The organism is Saccharopolyspora sp. NPDC049426 (assembly GCF_040676935.1).
Classification (GTDB): domain Bacteria; phylum Actinomycetota; class Actinomycetes; order Mycobacteriales; family Pseudonocardiaceae; genus Saccharopolyspora.
Window position 1 is genome coordinate 192,269 of record NZ_JBFAPZ010000007.1, and the last position, 15,598, is coordinate 207,866.

19 protein-coding genes and 1 pseudogene are annotated in these 15,598 nt (G+C 65.9%); 6 read left to right on the plus strand and 14 right to left on the minus strand.

The window, feature by feature from the left end:
- Positions 1 to 11 precede the first annotated feature (11 nt).
- Positions 12 to 350 (plus strand): helix-turn-helix domain-containing protein, encoded by a 339-nt coding sequence (locus AB0J78_RS17300; protein WP_363790048.1) that lies wholly within the window; start codon positions 12 to 14, stop codon positions 348 to 350.
- Between the two features lie 256 nt (positions 351 to 606).
- Here AB0J78_RS17300 and AB0J78_RS17305 read toward each other — a convergent pair whose 3' ends face one another.
- The 4 genes from AB0J78_RS17305 to AB0J78_RS17320 all read right to left on the minus strand — a co-directional run bounded on the left by AB0J78_RS17305 (position 607) and on the right by AB0J78_RS17320 (position 3,804).
- On the minus strand, positions 607 to 1,296 hold the full coding sequence (locus AB0J78_RS17305) for a hemolysin III family protein (RefSeq protein WP_363790050.1): 690 nt from the start codon (positions 1,294 to 1,296) through the stop codon (positions 607 to 609).
- Between the two features lie 47 nt (positions 1,297 to 1,343).
- Positions 1,344 to 1,493 carry a hypothetical protein gene (locus tag AB0J78_RS17310; RefSeq protein ID WP_363790052.1) on the minus strand — a complete coding sequence of 50 codons (150 nt, stop codon included), beginning with the start codon at positions 1,491 to 1,493 and terminating at the stop codon, positions 1,344 to 1,346.
- Positions 1,494 to 2,098: 605 nt separating this feature from the next.
- A complete protein-coding gene (locus AB0J78_RS17315; RefSeq protein ID WP_363790054.1) occupies positions 2,099 to 2,302 on the minus strand; it encodes a cold-shock protein in 204 nt (67 codons plus the stop codon).
- A gap of 1,043 nt (positions 2,303 to 3,345) precedes the next feature.
- The gene (locus AB0J78_RS17320; RefSeq protein ID WP_363790056.1) at positions 3,346 to 3,804 is read right to left on the minus strand and encodes a hypothetical protein; all 459 of its coding nucleotides are present in this window, start codon (positions 3,802 to 3,804) and stop codon (positions 3,346 to 3,348) included.
- Between the two features lie 374 nt (positions 3,805 to 4,178).
- Between AB0J78_RS17320 and AB0J78_RS17325 the strand changes: the two genes are divergently transcribed.
- Positions 4,179 to 4,349: a carbonic anhydrase gene (locus AB0J78_RS17325; RefSeq protein ID WP_363790439.1), complete on the plus strand. Its 171-nt coding sequence runs from the start codon at positions 4,179 to 4,181 to the stop codon at positions 4,347 to 4,349.
- On the opposite strand, the pseudogene AB0J78_RS17330 reads toward AB0J78_RS17325, so the two are convergent.
- From AB0J78_RS17330 to AB0J78_RS17350, 5 genes and pseudogenes are all read right to left on the minus strand, one after another.
- Positions 4,328 to 4,846 (minus strand): annotated as a pseudogene (locus AB0J78_RS17330) (Sua5/YciO/YrdC/YwlC family protein); the annotation flags it as partial. The gene AB0J78_RS17325 and the pseudogene AB0J78_RS17330 overlap by 22 nt on opposite strands.
- A 133-nt stretch (positions 4,847 to 4,979) precedes the next feature.
- Positions 4,980 to 5,285 (minus strand): hypothetical protein, encoded by a 306-nt coding sequence (locus AB0J78_RS17335; RefSeq protein WP_363790058.1) that lies wholly within the window; start codon positions 5,283 to 5,285, stop codon positions 4,980 to 4,982.
- A 129-nt stretch (positions 5,286 to 5,414) separates the two neighbouring features.
- Entirely contained in the window at positions 5,415 to 5,543 is a 129-nt protein-coding gene (locus AB0J78_RS17340) for a hypothetical protein (RefSeq protein ID WP_363790060.1), read from the minus strand.
- 2 nt (positions 5,544 to 5,545) lie between these two features.
- Positions 5,546 to 6,541: a TerC/Alx family metal homeostasis membrane protein gene (locus tag AB0J78_RS17345; RefSeq protein WP_363790062.1), complete on the minus strand. Its 996-nt coding sequence runs from the start codon at positions 6,539 to 6,541 to the stop codon at positions 5,546 to 5,548.
- A 766-nt stretch (positions 6,542 to 7,307) separates the two neighbouring features.
- Entirely contained in the window at positions 7,308 to 7,994 is a 687-nt protein-coding gene (locus AB0J78_RS17350) for a response regulator transcription factor (protein WP_363790064.1), read from the minus strand.
- 176 nt (positions 7,995 to 8,170) lie between these two features.
- Between AB0J78_RS17350 and AB0J78_RS17355 the strand changes: the two genes are divergently transcribed.
- A complete protein-coding gene (locus tag AB0J78_RS17355; protein WP_363790066.1) occupies positions 8,171 to 8,824 on the plus strand; it encodes a hypothetical protein in 654 nt (217 codons plus the stop codon).
- Positions 8,825 to 9,007: 183 nt separating this feature from the next.
- Here the strand turns inward: AB0J78_RS17355 and AB0J78_RS17360 are convergent, their stop codons facing one another.
- The 3 genes from AB0J78_RS17360 to AB0J78_RS17370 all read right to left on the minus strand — a co-directional run bounded on the left by AB0J78_RS17360 (position 9,008) and on the right by AB0J78_RS17370 (position 10,714).
- The gene (locus AB0J78_RS17360) at positions 9,008 to 9,172 is read right to left on the minus strand and encodes a hypothetical protein (RefSeq protein WP_363790068.1); all 165 of its coding nucleotides are present in this window, start codon (positions 9,170 to 9,172) and stop codon (positions 9,008 to 9,010) included.
- Between the two features lie 186 nt (positions 9,173 to 9,358).
- Entirely contained in the window at positions 9,359 to 9,814 is a 456-nt protein-coding gene (locus AB0J78_RS17365) for a class I SAM-dependent methyltransferase (RefSeq protein WP_363790070.1), read from the minus strand.
- Positions 9,815 to 10,054: 240 nt separating this feature from the next.
- A complete protein-coding gene (locus AB0J78_RS17370; RefSeq protein WP_363790072.1) occupies positions 10,055 to 10,714 on the minus strand; it encodes a metalloregulator ArsR/SmtB family transcription factor in 660 nt (219 codons plus the stop codon).
- A 75-nt stretch (positions 10,715 to 10,789) separates the two neighbouring features.
- Between AB0J78_RS17370 and AB0J78_RS17375 the strand changes: the two genes are divergently transcribed.
- The gene (locus AB0J78_RS17375; RefSeq protein WP_363790074.1) at positions 10,790 to 12,151 is read left to right on the plus strand and encodes an MBL fold metallo-hydrolase; all 1,362 of its coding nucleotides are present in this window, start codon (positions 10,790 to 10,792) and stop codon (positions 12,149 to 12,151) included.
- A complete protein-coding gene (locus tag AB0J78_RS17380) occupies positions 12,148 to 13,431 on the plus strand; it encodes an MFS transporter (RefSeq protein ID WP_363790076.1) in 1,284 nt (427 codons plus the stop codon). The genes AB0J78_RS17375 and AB0J78_RS17380 overlap by 4 nt, the downstream gene beginning before the upstream one ends.
- A gap of 203 nt (positions 13,432 to 13,634) precedes the next feature.
- Here AB0J78_RS17380 and AB0J78_RS17385 read toward each other — a convergent pair whose 3' ends face one another.
- Positions 13,635 to 13,970, minus strand: a complete 336-nt coding sequence (locus AB0J78_RS17385) for a DUF3870 domain-containing protein (protein ID WP_363790078.1) — start codon at positions 13,968 to 13,970, stop codon at positions 13,635 to 13,637.
- Between the two features lie 28 nt (positions 13,971 to 13,998).
- Positions 13,999 to 14,490 carry a cupin domain-containing protein gene (locus AB0J78_RS17390; RefSeq protein WP_363790080.1) on the minus strand — a complete coding sequence of 164 codons (492 nt, stop codon included), beginning with the start codon at positions 14,488 to 14,490 and terminating at the stop codon, positions 13,999 to 14,001.
- A gap of 272 nt (positions 14,491 to 14,762) precedes the next feature.
- On the opposite strand from AB0J78_RS17390, the gene AB0J78_RS17395 reads away from it, so the two are divergent.
- A protein-coding gene (locus tag AB0J78_RS17395) for an IS5 family transposase (RefSeq protein ID WP_363790441.1) occupies positions 14,763 to 15,571 on the plus strand; the annotation gives its coding sequence in 2 pieces (ribosomal slippage) (positions 14,763 to 15,096 and positions 15,096 to 15,571; 810 coding nt in all).
- The last annotated feature ends 27 nt before the right edge of the window (positions 15,572 to 15,598 follow it).

The following is a 15,598-nucleotide window of genomic DNA, read 5'->3' on the forward strand; positions in this document are numbered from 1 at the left end:
CGGAGGCGCCGATGACCCCAGAAACCCACGACCCGCAGACCGCGGATGAGAAGTTCGATGACGAGCACTACCCCGCCTACACCATGGGCCGCGCCGCCGAGATGCTCGGCACCACCCCGGCGTTCCTGCGCAGCCTGGATGAAGCAGAACTGATCGAGCCGCAGCGCTCCTCCGGCGGGCACCGCCGCTACTCCCGCTCTCAGCTGCGCCTGGCCGCCCGTGTCCGGGAACTCGTCGACCAGGGCACCGGCCTCGACGCCGCCTGCCGCATCGTCACCTTGGAAGACCAACTCCAGGAAGCCCGCAACCACAGTGGTCGCCAGGACGGTTCCGAACTCGCGACGGGCTGAACTCCGCCCTCCGAACGCGGGAGCGGAAGGACAGCCGTGGACGTACTTCCCGTGCCGCCCGGCGCTTGGGGCTTCGCCTCGCCGCGCGGGTTGTGCACGGCGCAGCGCCGGTCGGGGGGCCAACAGCACCGAATCGGCGGACGGCAACGAGCCGCCGAGGTGTTCGACGGCGGCCAGATGAGCCGCGTCATGGACCGGCAGCGCGTGCCGCGGCTCCCTCATCCGGTCGTGAATCGCCCGCGACCGGCCTGCCTGCTCAGGACGAGGCGGGTGTGACGGGCAGGAGCAGCCAGATGGTGATGTGGTGGCAGATCGCCGCGGCAGCGACGGCGGTGTGGAAGACCTCGTGGTAGCCGAAGGTCTTCGGCCACGGATCGGGCCAGCGCGCCGCGTAGCAGATGGCCCCGACGGTGTAGAGGACACCACCGGCCAGCAGCAGCACCAACCCCACAACGCCGGCGGTGCGCATCAAGTCGCCGAGGACGAAAACCGCGACCCATCCGAGGGCGATGTAGAGCGGCACGCCGAACCACCGAGGCGCGTGGGGCCAGGCCAGCTTGAGCAGCATGCCGGCAATAGCCCCGATCCACACCACGCCCAGGACGATGCGTCCGGTCTCCGGAGGCAACGCCAGCAAGCCGATCGGGGTGTAGGTGCCCGCGATCAACAGGAAGATCATCGAGTGATCCAATCGCCGCATCCACGTCCGGACGCGCTCGGAGCGCCACGTGACGAGGTGATAAACCGCGCTGACACCGAACAGGCCGAGCACTCCGGCCACGTAGGTCGCCACAGCCACAACTGCGGCCGGGAGGCCGGTGGCGGCCAGTGCGATGAGCACCGTGCCCGAGGCGGCGAACCCGATGGCACTAGCCAGGTGAATCCATCCCCGCATTCGGGGCTTGACCGAAGCATGAGCGCGACGCGTTGTCAGAACTTCGCTCATGTCAACATGATACGAATGATCTTGCCGCGCAGTGGTAATGCGTTTGATCACTGGTCCCCGGTCGTGCTGACGGCGAACGGGGTGCGGAGTGCGTGCATGGTCTCGTCGCTGCGATTCGCTCGTCGCGGGAGTTCTTCGGGCGTGCCGCAGGCCGTGTCGGGTTCCAGGAACGAGATGGGTGCGACCAACCTCAACACGCCGGAGCGGTTCCCAGACGTCTCCGGGAACGTGCGCTTCCGCCGCAGCGAGTCGCGGCCTTCTGCGCTGAAAGCGGTGACACGAGGACGAACCGCAGGGTGTTTCTGAGCAGTGACGTTCATACTGATGTCCTTTCAGGACGGATGTGTCAGCAGACGAGGTGATGATTCCGCCCTCGGCAGGCGGGTTACGAGCGTCCAGGCGGCTTGCAACGCTGGCGATGACGAGCACCCGGCCCCACAGCGAGGAGCGCTGGAAGATGTTGCGCTCAGCGGGACATCCAGCCCGCGATGCTGAGCCCAACACACGCGGACCTGCCATCCTGACGCGGCGGAGCGAGCGCGAGCGAATCCTGAAACCCGAGGCTACGAGAACAGACTCGGCTCAACCGGGGCAGCGAGGTACTCGAAGACGCTCAAGGTGCAGCCGTGCGGGTTTGACGGACGGCCGCAAACAGGCCGAGTTCGTGACGACTCAGGCCGCAGAGAGACGGGAGTTGGTGCACGCCTCAACCACAACAACAACGGAAGTGGGAGCTGTGCCAAAGAAAACCGCCACTCCCGGCCCGCGCACCGCACGGGCCGGAGAGCAGTTCAGCGAGGTCTCAGACCGCGCGGACGAGCTCGGCCTGGGCGCCCTTGGGGCCCTGGGTGACGTCGAAGGCCACCTGCTGGTTCTCCTCCAGGCTGCGGAAGCCCCGGCCATCGATGGCCGAGTAGTGCACGAACACGTCCGGCCCGCCCTCATCCGGAGCGATGAAGCCAAAGCCCTTCTCCGGGTTGAACCACTTCACGGTTCCCTGAGTCATGTGCGTCTCCAATTCGGGAGCTGGGAGGTATCACGGGTCACCACACCGCGCGGCGCCCCGGGCCGGGGGATCTCAGACGGCGGCTCAACTCCAGCTACACCAAAGACAGCAGCTCGCCCGCATCAACATCCTGCGAGCATGCGCGAAACACGAACCCAGAAACAACGACCGCCCAGGACCCTACACGCCACCAGGGACCTTGACCACCCCCACCGACCGAGCTCCCAGCTCTGCCAAGGCCGCGACGACCGCGTCAGTCAGCCGGAAGACCCGACGTGCTGAGTCCACATAGGACTGCCCGCGGTGGTACCGCACGGCGCTGTGCACGACCAGATCGAACCGAACCAAGGCCCTCAGAGCGATCCGCAGAACTCAGACTGGCGGGGCTCCTGGGATGCTCGCCGGCGGCACCGACCTCGAAACTATCCGCGACCGAAGAACTGAAACCGCCCACGAAACCCAGCTCAGCGCCATACCGACCGCTGAAAATGCCGGTCAGTGAACAACGAAGCCGCAGAATCAGAGCGCGCATCTCACGGTCGAACCCCGGCCCGAACAACGAGAAGCCCTGTCAACGACAACGCCGACAGGGCTTCTGGCCTGCATGAAGAGTGGGTGCGCGATACTGGGATTGAACCAGTGACCTCTACCGTGTCAAAGTAGACACCCACATTCGGCTTACCTGGGAAAATCGAGAACTCCCAGGTGGCGACAACGCTGTTGCGGCCCCTCATATCCGGTTGAGTGCAGTTCGACGCACATCCATCCTCCCAAAATCCTCCCAAATTTCCGCTCCCACGACAGTAGAGACCGCCCCAGGAGCCAATCCGCGTACAGCCCATCAGGGAAGCTCGACCGCCAGTTCCTACTGAACGCACTCGACGCGTCAGGATCAGCTACACCGATCGACCCCACAGACCCGACGACGAACGGAAGAAGATCGGCAACCCTCTTCTGCTACCGGGCCGATCACGACTCAGTCGTGTCCTACCGCCGTCCCAGCGATAGAGCGATGGGACAGACGAGTGCGACCCGATCACCCGTCAGGAGTTTGACCGTTCCCTTCGCTCCGAACCGGGCCAATCCTTGGTTGTGATCCACAGGGCCCAACGAGCGAGATGACTCACACAGCGAAGGAGCACGTGGTGGGATATTCCAGATTGCGTCCTAACCAGCAAGGTCACGCGCGCTACACCGCCTAGGAGGTCGCTGGTTACGCTCTCAGGCGTGTGGCCCCACAATATGACCGCAGTTAGGCAAACTCGTTCAGCGTTGATGCGGTCGCTGCGGTCCATGACTTCGAGCAGGTTCTGCGCTGAGTCGCGAATGATGACCAGCGCGAGGTTCGGGTCAATGAAGGCATCGGCTCCGGACCAAGCGTCGCGAAGGTATGCCAGTGAGCGACGCAGGTGACGAGCCTCGTCGGCGAAACCTTGCTCTTCGAACCGTTGTGCGACGTCCAATAGCAGTGCGTCAAGACCTGCATTTTCAGCTTCAGTCATATGCCCCTCCGCCGGCTAGCTGCAGCCTCGCGATGCTGCGCTCAGGCCGAATCGTTCGATTAGGGTACGCCGCCGGGTAAGTCCGGCTTGCTGTCTCACAAGGTGGACGGCGCTCACTGGCGGCCCTCCCTTAGACCATGCCGGCAGCCAATAGCTGCAACGATAACGCTGGAGGCCTCAGACTAGTCAGCCGTACGGTGACGGGCTTGTCCTAGGCTGCGACCATGACCGAGAGCACGTTCCCGAGCCCCAAAGAAGCCTTCGATCAGCTGCTTGCCGGTAACCGTCGTTCCGTGGCCGGTGCGCCGGAGCATCCGAATCAAGACTCCACTCGTCGAGCCGAACTCGCATCGGCCCAGCGCCCGTTCGCCGTGATGTTCGGATGTTCCGACTCCCGGCTGGCCACTGAGATCATTTTCGATCAGGGCCTCGGTGACTTGTTCGTGGTGCGCACGGCGGGCCACGTCGTCAACGGCCCCGGCCAGAAGCGTTCGGCCAGCAACCGCGCCGTCGCGGGCACGTGCTCGACCCAGTCCCCCAGCTGATCGGCTCCGCCGATGTGGACGATCAGCGGGTAAGAAGCCGGACGGCCTTTTACCTGGAACGTACGCGCGACCGCAGCGCCGTCCTCGGCGTTGGCACCCAGCCCGTAGACGGTTTCGGTCGGGAAGGCCACCAACCCTCCGGCACGCAACACACCGGCCGCCGCCTCGATATCACGGGATGTCGCCGCCACTTCCGCCACTCCTCTCACCCCCCACTCTCCAGATCGTCCTCCAGTCCAACCGACCCGCCCGGCACACAGGCACCCGGCCAATTGCGGAGGACCTCGCCTCCACCGAGAACAACCGTACTGCCCACCCCCAGTACCCCGTCGAAGCCGGTCGACAGGTCGAGGCGAGGCCGTCCTGCCATCCGGGCCGTCATCACCGCTGGCGCTGTCACAGAGCTCAACGCCTGTCGGACAGTGGATTTGACCGCATCCCTCGTGCCAGTCTGCTACGTTGCCGCAGTGAAAGGGGGCGACAGGTGTCGGTCTCACCGCCGCTCACGACCAGAAGCAGCACGCCGCTTGCTCAACGCCTACTTACCCGGACGCAGAGAACCGGGCAATATGCCCTGGCTGATCCAAAACGCCGAAGACTAACCACTTCCCAGGGGCAGCCGCGCGTTGATCACCGGCGACGCCTGCGCCGTGCAGTGACCCGGTGCCTAGGTATCTGATCCCAGTAGGAGGTGTCGGTGGAGCATTCACCCGCCAACCACGCTGCGGTGTGATCCACCGGGTCGGCCGGGTCAGCTGGATTGCACACGGCTCGAAGGATCCGGCTGAACTCCTCACGCCTGGCCCGGTTGGCGTCGGTGAAGCCGCCTTTTTCCTGATGCGACCAGTACGCCTGCTCAGCTTCAAGGCGGTCCAGTTGCTGGCCCCGGGTGAGATGGTTGAGGTCTTCCCAGGTGATGTGATTGAACTCGGCCATGAGCGGCCCCCTATCACTGCCGCAATCAATCCTATGCCCGCGACCCAGCGTCTCGTCCCGACGACCTCCAGGTCCATCTCCGGGCGACAACCCAGGACCGCCACGGCATCGGACGGGCGCCCGTGCGGTTCAGCGGAGCCGGCTGTGGTGGTGGAGTCCGCGGGGTGGGCGGGCGGAGGACAGGACCGCGCAGGTGATCACGAGCGCGGTCAGCACCATCACGGTGGCGATCGCCTCGATCGCAGAGATGGTGAGCATGATCAGCTCCTGGGTTCGACGTGTTTGGAGCGGCGGGCGTAGAGGCTGGTCAGGGTGACCGTCGCGAGGACGAGCACGATGACCACCAGCAAGATCGGCGTGGGGATCTCCGGGACTGCGGGCCAGATCCCGTGGGCCCAGTGCAGCACCAGCTTGAGACCGATGAGCCCGAGGATGATCGCCAGGCCGTGGTTGAGGTGGGTGAGCTTGGCCAGCGCGGTGTGCAGGACGAAGTACAGGGCGCGCAGCCCGAGCAGGGCGAAGGCGTTGGTGGCGAACACCAGGTACGGGTCCTCGGTGATCCCGTAGACGGCGGGTACCGAGTCGACGGCGAAGACCACGTCGGTGGCGAACACCGCCACGACCACGACGGCGAACGGCGTCAGCGCCCGCCGACCGGCCTCGCGCACCGTGAGCCGCGGCCCGTGGTAGTCGTCGGTGACGGGCATCAGCCGGCGCAGGAAGCGCGCCGATCTCAGCTGGGAAACGTCGCGGTCGAAGGCGGTGCCGGCCAGGGCCTCGCGCAGGATCTTGGCGGCGGTGACGAACAAGATCGCGCCGAACACCAGGAAAGCCCAGGTGCCCGCCTGCAGCAGGGCGGCGCCCAAGGCGATGAAGATGCCACGCAGCACCAGCGCCCCAACGATGCCGTACAACAGCACGCGCTGCTGCAGCGCGGGAGGAACGGCGAAGCCGACCAACAGCATCATGAACACGAACAGGTTGTCGACCGACAGGGATTTCTCGACCACGTACCCGGTGAAGAACTCCAGAGCCGGAGTCCCGCCGTACCAGGCCCACAGCATCAGAGCGAACAGCAGCGGTAAGACGACGTAGAACACCGACCAGCCGAGAGCCTCCCGGATTCGGACCTCGTGGGGTTTGCGGGTGATGGCGAAATCAAGGGCCAGCAGACCCAGCAGGACGGCGATGCTGATCGCCCAAATCCAGGCAGAGCCCTCCGACGGCTCAGCAGTCGCGATCACATGACTGGGCATGACCACTCCCGAACAGCAAATGGCGGTTCGGGGTCTCCTTCGCCCTGCTGTCCGAGCGGCCTGCCGGGGACACCCAGGTTGTCCGTGTTGACGCTGATCCACATGCTCGCCGACGAAACCATCGTGCGCCCCACCAAAACCGGCACACGAGTCCAGATGCACTGGGCAACCGGCGCCACCGGCACCCGCACATGAGTACGGCGACGTTCCCCGTCCGCGGCAGCACAGACCGATCACCACCACGAGACCGGCAGTGAGGGCCCTACGAATTCGATGCTGCGGGCAGCCGAAAACCCCACAAGCATTGCCGGTACCTCACCAAGTTCCTCCGGGTGGCAAGCGCGCCAGGCTTTCCACCACCGACTGGGGCCCTAATGTACAACCACAGCTCTTAACCACGGCCAGGCCTAAAGGCCCTGGTGCTACCGAACAGTAGTGCTCAAGCTACCGAAGCCACGCAGACCTGGGAGGCCAGGCCTTGCGTGGCTCTGGCACGGCGTCGGGGGCCTTGCCGGGATCAGGAGAGGGTGCGGGTGGCCGTCGGGGGGCGCCCGCACCCACTTCTTTGCGCGGTGAGGTGCTCCGCACCGCGCCACAACGCTGGCCGGTTCACAGACCGCTGGCGCTGCGAGCGCGTGTTCTCCAGCCTGTGACGTCGGGCCAGTCGATGACGTTGACCCGCCGCCCACGGTTACCGAGATCGTGCTCTGCAGTTTTCCATTTGATCTTCACGACCGAGCGTCCGCTTCGCCTGAGCTGCCCCGTGTCAGCCGCGAGAATCGGTCGGAAGCCGGCTTGTGCTGTCGTCCAAGCGGTAGCCCTTACCTCGGACTGTGCTGATCCATTGGGCCCCTGTCTTGCGGCGGAGGTAGCGGACGTAGACGTCGATGACGTTGGACGCCGGCTGGACGTCATCGCTCCAGGCGGCGGCGATGAGCTGCTCACGGGTCAGCACCGTGCCGGGGTTGCGCATGAAGATTTCCGCAAGCGCGAACTCGCGAGTGGTCAGGTCCACGATTCGACCATCGACGTGAAGCTGGCGGGTGCGCAGGTCGAGCGCAAGCTCACCACAGCGAAGGAGGTGAGCGTTTTCGCCATCCCGGAAGCGGAGTCTGATGCGGGCGAGGAGCTCCTGCATGCGGAACGGTTTGCCGACGTAGTCGTCAGCACCACCTTCGAGACCGGCGACGGTGTCCGCGACACCGCTGCGGGCGGTCAGAACAATGATCGGCATGCGGCTGCTGGCCTCGCGCAGTTGACTCAACACGGTGAACCCGTCCATCGTCGGTAAACCGATGTCGAGCACGAGCAGATCGTAAGCGCCGGAAAGCGCGCAATCTCGGGCCCGCTCGCCGTCACTGACGATCGTCGCACCGAAACCCTCAGCACGCAGACTTTGCTGCAGCCGCAGCGCAATCGACCTCTCGTCTTCGACGATCAGTACGTGCTTCAACCCAAGGACCCCAACGTGACATCACTGTTCGGCCCGATAAGTCCGCCTTATATTTCGCCCACTTTGAGTGCACGTACGTGAATTTCTTGTTTCATGAAGCGGAAACGGCATCACCGATCGCACGCGCACCAGGTAAGAAAGCACAGGGATTGGTGTCCGGCATGGAGCGACACCAGGTGGCCGTCTACGTGGCGGCGATGGGCATCGGTGCCGTGGTCGACTGGGCCGCCCCTGCGCTTGGGCCAGGCTTGGAACAGGCAATCAACCCTGTGCTGGCGGCTTTGCTGTACGTGACGTTCCTGCAGGTACCTGCCGCTGAGCTAGCCCGCTCCCTGCGGGCCGGCCGGTTCTTGACCGCCGCGCTAGTGGTCAACTTCGTGGTCGTGCCGCTGGTCGTCGCCGCGATGTTCGTCTTCCTGCCCGCCGACCAGGCCATGCGGATGGGCGTGCTGTTGGTACTGCTGACCCCCTGCGTCGACTACGTGATCGTGTTCAGCTCCCTGGCCGGCGGCAGCGGCCAGCGGCTCATGGCCGCGACCCCGCTGATGCTGCTCGCCCAAATGCTGCTGCCGCCGGGATACCTCTACCTATTCCTAGGGTTGGAACTGGCGGACATCGTCGAACCCGGGCCGTTCATCGAGGCGTTCCTGATGCTGATCGTAATCCCGCTCACCCTGGCCTGGCTCACCCAAGCCTGGGCCGCCCGCCGCCGGGCCGGCCAGAAGACCGCCAACGCGCTGGGCACGGCGATGGTGCCGCTGATGGCGGCGACGCTGCTGACGATGGTTGCCTCGCAGGTTCCGAAGCTGCTAACTGGCCGGTCGCGGTGACCAAGTTCGGGCCGGCAACTGCGCCCACGGTGGTGGCCACCAGGACCGTACTCACCGCCCGGCCTCGGTGCGCGGGCGATGCGAGGTCGGCGCCGACATACCGGGCCTGGAGGTTGGTGGCCGTTCCCGCGCCATAGACGAAGAGCACGAGGAATAGCAGAAGCACGCTTCCCGTGACGGCGGCTAGACGACTCCGAGGCTTCCGACAGCTTCGGCCGCGTATCCGGCTGCGAGCCCGGAACGGCGGCCCAGACGCTGCGAGGTGCGCCCGACCAGGATCGCTGCGGCGGCGGAACCGACGGTGAACAACGCGCTAGGCAGTCCGGACAGACTGGTGTTGTCCAGCATGTCCTGACGGTGATGCCGGCGGCGAGACCGGCTCCGCTGAGGATCTGGGCAGCCACGAGCACGCCGAGGATGCGTTTCTGGGCAGGGTGAACGGCAGTAGGCACGGGTCGCCTTTCAGGGGCCGGAACCAAAGGGATAAGGCATTGGGTGCATCTGCGGGGGCACTACATACTGCGGAGGCGCAGGTCAGCGGGGCTTGGTTTGCGTGACGCGCCAGAGGCGACGAGGAAGCTCGCCTTCCTCGAAGGCGTGAACTTCGGCCAGATTCCACTGCTGCGCGAGGGCGTCGACCAAGGCGGAATCGAAGAAGTGCACGGCGAAGCCGCCGTGCTCGTAGATGTCATCGCCGTGGGCGATGCCGTTGCCGAAGTGGGCATCGCCGGTGTGGCGGACGGTGTAGATCAGCCTGCCGCCCGGGCGCAGGACGCGGCGAATGTGGGCGACCAGTGCGTGAACCTCGGCCGTGGACAGGGCCATGCACAGCAGCATGTGCGCGAAGACGCCGTCCACGCTGTCGTCGGGAACGGGGATCGGTGCGCGCACGTCGTGGACGGTGGTGGTGAGGCGGTCGCTGACGCCGTCCTGGCGGGCTCGGGCTCGAAGTTGGTCTAGGACCTCGGGGCTGAAGTCGAGGGCACGCACCGAGAAGCCTCGGTGGGCGAAAGAGAGGTTGTCCGGCCGTGCCCTGCTCCCAGTTCCAGCACTTCCGTGGTGCCCTCAGCGGCGAACACCTCAGCCGCATACCGGGCAGGCTCGGACGGCTGGTCGCCGTACATGTGCGGGTTGGCCTGGTACACCGGCTGCCAGTGCGTGTGTTGAGCCTGGCCCAGGTCAGCGGTCATCGTGCCTCGCTTTCGGTGTTCCGCGTCGGCGTGGTCGGGGTCAGGTGGTTTCCACCGGCAGCTCGGCGAGGCGCCATTCGAGCATTCCGTCGGCGAGGCGGCTCGCGGTCCGGCCGTGTGCAGTGAGCATCCGCACCGCATCGTGCGCGAGCACGCAGTACGCGCCGCGGCAGTAGGCCACGACCTCCTGGTCGGCCGGTATATCGCCGAGTCTGTCGGCCAATTCCTCCACCGGAATCGACACTGCGCCGGGGATGTGGCCGGCCTCGTACTCCTCACGGGGCCGCACGTCGAGCACGACGACGTCGCCACTCTCGGCTCGGCGCAGCAGCTCGTCGCGGCTGACGTGCTCGGCGTCGTCGGGACCGAGGTAGGCGTTGCTGGCCGCTTCCACGTCGGGCAGGTGCGCGCTGGCCACGGCGCGCGTGAGCGCGTAGAGCGCGGCGACGTCGGTGCCGGCCAGCCGGTAGTGGACCTTGGTGCCTTCCCGGCGGGTGCTGACCAGGTTGGCCTGCTTGAGCGTCTGCAGGTGCGCCGACGCAGTGGTCAGACCCAGTTCCGCCTCACGTGCCAACGCCTCGACCGTGCGCTCGCCCTGGGCGAGCAGGTCCAGCAGTTCCAGCCGCTTTCCACTGCCCAGAGCTTTGCCGACACGGGCGAACTGATCGAACAGGGCTGTCTTCGCGTCTCGATCACCCATCAGTCCTCCAATTTTTCATGGAATAGCGTATAACGAAGAGGGTACGCGGAGAACACCCCGGAAGGAGCGTTCGCGATGAGCACCGTTGACCTCGTACCGCTGATCGACGAGGGTCTGGGCAACTCCGCCTACCTGGTTGATCTGGGAGACGGGCGCGCGCTCGTGGTCGATGTCAGCCTCGACTTGCGGGCCACCCAGCAGGCCGCGCGCCGACGGGGGCTGACCGTGGCGTTCGCCGCGGACACCCACTTGCACGCCGACTTCGTGTCCGGCGCCCGCCAGTTGTCGGCGACCGAAGGCACCCGCGTCCTGGCTTCGGCCGCCGGGCACCGGGAATTCCGCCACACCGGACTGCACGACGAAGACGAGGTCGACCTCGGCGGCCTCCGATTGCGCGCCCTTGCCACGCCCGGACACACCCACGAGCACCTGTCCTTCCTGCTGCTCGACGGCGACCAGCCGGTCGGCGTGTTCACCGGTGGCTCGTTGCTGGTCGGTTCGGCAGCGCGCACCGACCTGATCTCGCCCGAACGGACAGAACCGCTGGCTCGCCAGCAGTACGCTTCACTGCGCAGGCTCGCCGGTTTGCCTGACGAGGTCACCGTCTGGCCCACCCACGGCGCCGGATCGTTCTGCTCGGCCCCGCCCGGTGCGCAGCGCACCAGCACGATCGGTGCGCAGAAGGCCACCAACCCGCTGCTGCAGGCCGAGGACGAGGACGCGTTCGTGGCAGCGCTGACCGGATCGCTGGGCAGCTTCCCCGACTACTTCCTGCGCCTGGCCGAGGTCAACCGCCGAGGCCCCGCCGTGCTCGACACCGACCCGGCACCAGCCGGACTGGATGTGGCGCGGGTGCGGGCGCTGCTGGCCGAAGGAGCGCACGTGGTCGACGTGCGACCGGTACCCGAGTTCGCCGCAGGCCACATTCCCGGGGCGCTGTCGATCCCGCTGCGTCCGGTCTTCGCCTCGTGGCTGGGCTGGCTCGCCGATCCGGAACGACCGCTGATCGTCGTGCGCGGAGATGAGCAGGATCCGGCAGAGATCGCCTGGCAGGCAACAAAGATCGGTTTCGACAACATCGTTGGGGAACTCCGAGGCGGCATGGACGCCTGGACCGCCGATGAGCAGGACATCACCGCTACACGGCTGGTGCGCGCCGAGGAGATCAACCAGCAGAACGTCCTCGACGTCCGCCAAGTCCCCGAGTTCGCCGCCGGGCACGTGCCCGGCTCCACTCACGTCGAACTCGGATCCCTCACTGATCACGCCGAATCACTGCCCCGCGCACCCACCGTCGTGATGTGCGGGCACGGCGAACGCGCGATGGGAGCGGCCAGCGTTCTCGAACGAGCCGGGCACCGCGACCTCTCCATCCTCGAAGGTGGCCCCGACGACTGGGCCCAGGTCACCGGCCGCCCCTTGGAGCACGGGGTATGAGTGCCGCCCCGGTGCGGTGGGGCCTGCGCGCCAACCTCGCCCAGTTCAGCCTGCTCGTGCTGGTCAACGCCCTGGTCGGCGGCATGGTCGGCCAGGAGCAGACCGTCCTGCCGCTGCTGGCCGAACGGGAATTCCACCTCACCGGCTACACCGTCCTGCTGACCTACGTGCTCGTGTTCGGGCTCAGCAAGGCCGCCACGAACTACTTCGCCGGCACCTGGTCCGACCGCTTCGGCCGCAAACCGATCCTGATCGCGGGATGGCTCATCGCGATCCCCGTACCGGTGATGCTCATCTGGGCTGATCACTGGGGCTGGATCGTGGCCGCCAACCTCCTGCTGGGCATCAACCAGGGCCTGACCTGGTCCACGACCGTGATCATGAAGGTCGATCTCGTCGGCCCCCGGCAACGCGGGCTCGCGATGGGCTTCAACGAAGCCGCCGGGTATGGCGCCGTCGCGATCACCTCGGCGTTGGCCGGCTACCTCGCCGAGCAGTACGGGCTGCGACCCGCACCATTCCTGCTCGGGGCGGCCTACGTCGTGCTCGGCCTCGCCCTGTCCACCCTGGCCGTCCGCGAGACCCGCGAACACGCCCGACTCGAAGCAAGCCAGCCGCAGTCCGGCAGCTTCACCGGCCAGCACGCCGATCTGACCAACCGGCAAGTCCTTGTCCGCACGACCTTCACCGACCCCGCGCTGTCCTCGGCCAGCCAAGCCGGGCTGATCAACAACCTCAACTTCGGCCTGTCCTGGGGCCTGTTCCCACTGCTGTTCGCCGGCGCCGGACTCGAGGTGGACCAGGTCGGGATCCTCGTCGCCCTCTACCCCGCCGTCTGGGGCATCGGGCAACTCGCCACCGGAGCCCTGTCCGACCGATGGGGACGCAAGCACCTCATCACCACCGGAATGCTCGTCCAAGCAACCGGGCTCACTCTCATCGCCCTCGTCGGCACCTTCCCGGCATGGGCGATCGCGACCGCACTGCTGGGCGCGGGCACCGCGATGGTCTACCCCACCCTGCTGGCCGCCATCGGCGACGTCGCCCACCCCGGCTGGCGTGCCCGATCGGTCGGCGTCTACCGGCTCTGGCGCGACAGCGGCTACGCCGCCGGCGCCGTCCTCGGCGGCATCGTCGCCGACATCTGGGACCTGCGCGCCGCTGTCTGGGCCGCAGCCGCACTCAGCCTCCTCTCCGGAATCAGCGTCGCGGTCCGCATGTACGAAACCCACCCCCGCACCGACCGCCGCCCCATCGACCACACCGAGGACACGTCATGACCATCCCCCAGGGATTGAGCCACGGCCCGGACTCCCTGGACTACAACGCCACCACACCCGTCGATCCCTGGGGCAGGTCAAGATGTCAACCGAACTCTGGACAGACCCGAACCACTTCTGCGCCCTTGAAGAAATGGGGTTGGACCGGATGGATCCATCGGTGAGTTCTTGTGTTCAGGAGTACGGTCGACGATGTCCGATCGTCAGGAGTCGCCGTGACCGAGGTGGCGTCCGTAACGGGCCCACGCGTCGATGACCGCTTGCTGCATCGACCCGCGGGCAGGACTGATGTAGGAGCTCTTCAGCTCGTTCAGAATGTCGGTCGGATCCAGATCGACGCGATGCCCGATCAGGCGTTGAACGAGCCACTCTCGGACGACGTGGGTGTCCGCGGTGCAGTCGGCGTCCAGGACCACGTGACTGGCTCGGTCGACAACGAGCGAAATCGCGAATGTCTCGCCGTGGTTCCCATAGGCTGCACTCGACATCGGAACCTTGCTGTACCCGACGACGATAACCTCGGGAGGATAGGCGGGCATCGAATGAGAGGAACTCATACCCGACAGCCTAGGCGCTCACGTTCCGTCCGACGCGGACGATCTTGCTCTCGGCGACGGACACCTCGAAGGGGTCGTCGTCATCCAGGAACCGGTTGACGGGATCTCCCAGATACGTGGCTTCCTCGTCCTCGTGGAACAGGGGCTCGGCAAAATCGGAGACCATCGGGTCGGAGTGCAGGCCCAGCGAATGGACCTCCGTCACGGTGCAAGGCGCGTTGGACACGTTCAGCGACCAATGCCGAGCGCCTTCCGGGATACGGAGGAAGTCGCCCTCGCGGATGAAGTACGCCTCGTCCTCGACGCACACCCACAGTTCACCACTGTTCACATAATTCAGCTGCTCGCATGCGTGCGTGTGAGGCCGGGAGTGGTATCCGCTCGGCCGCGTCGCGATCATCAACCACGAATTGTTCCCGAAGACCATCTTGGTCGAGAACGATGTACTGCCCATATCGGCGACCTGCTCGCTCACGTTCTCGGCTGACACAAAGATCGACATGACTCAGTCCTCTGTTCATGGATAAGGGGACTGTGCATCCATCCTTCGCGGTACCGACCCGATGCCCTTTCCCGTCCTGAACCGTATGCCCGGACAGGAGTTCGCGCCTGCTGGAAGCTGCGTCATACGGCCAACGATTTGAACTTCGGATTAGTCGGCGCGCACTGGCGAAGGTTGACGTCCGGATCGTGTTCGATCGACTAAGAGGCCCTAACAGAATGATCTTGGATGTGGTTTGACCTTGAGGTCTTCGTGGGATCGTCTGCTTGGTGTTGGCGCAGCGCAGGCCGTGGGAGGTCGAGGATGGGCTGTGGGAACGGATCGAGCCGCTGTTGCGGGTGGTCGAGCGGCGGTTCCGGAATCCTGGTCGCAAGCGGCTGGACGATCGCAATGCGCTGTGCGGGATCTTGTTCGTGCTCTACACGGGTATGCCGTGGGAGTTCCTTCCGCAGGAACTCGGGTACGACTCGGGCATGACCTGCTGGCGACGGCTGCGGGACTGGACCGAAGCCGGCGTGCACGAGGTGCTGCTGGCCGAGCTGAACGCAGCCGGGCTGATCGACTGGTCACGCTCCGCGGTGGACGGCTCCCATGCCCGAGCGTTAAAAGGGGGCCCAAAACCGGCCCCAGCCCAGTAGACCGAGCCAAGACCGGCTCAAAACATCATGTGCTCGTCGACGGCGGCGGAACCCCGCTGGCGGCCACGCTCACCGGCGGACAACGCCACGACGTCACCCGGCTGATGCCTCTGATCGAAGCCGTCCCACCCGTGCGCGGACGACAACGACGCCCACGCAAGCGACCCAAGGAGCTCTACTCCGACCGGGTCTACGACTACGACAAGTACCGCAAACTCGTCCGAACCAAGGGGATCCAGCCCCGGTTCGCCGAACGCGGCACCGAACACGGCTCCGGACTCAGCGTGCACCGATACGTCGTCGAACAGACCATCGCGCTGCTGCACTGGTTACGCCGCCTGCGCATCCGCTGGGAGATCCGCGATGACATCCATGAAGCCTTCCTCAGCCTCGGCTGCAGCATCATCTGCTGGCACACACTCAAGAACAACTCAATCTGTTAGGCCCCCTAAAAGGGTGCGGGAGCGCCT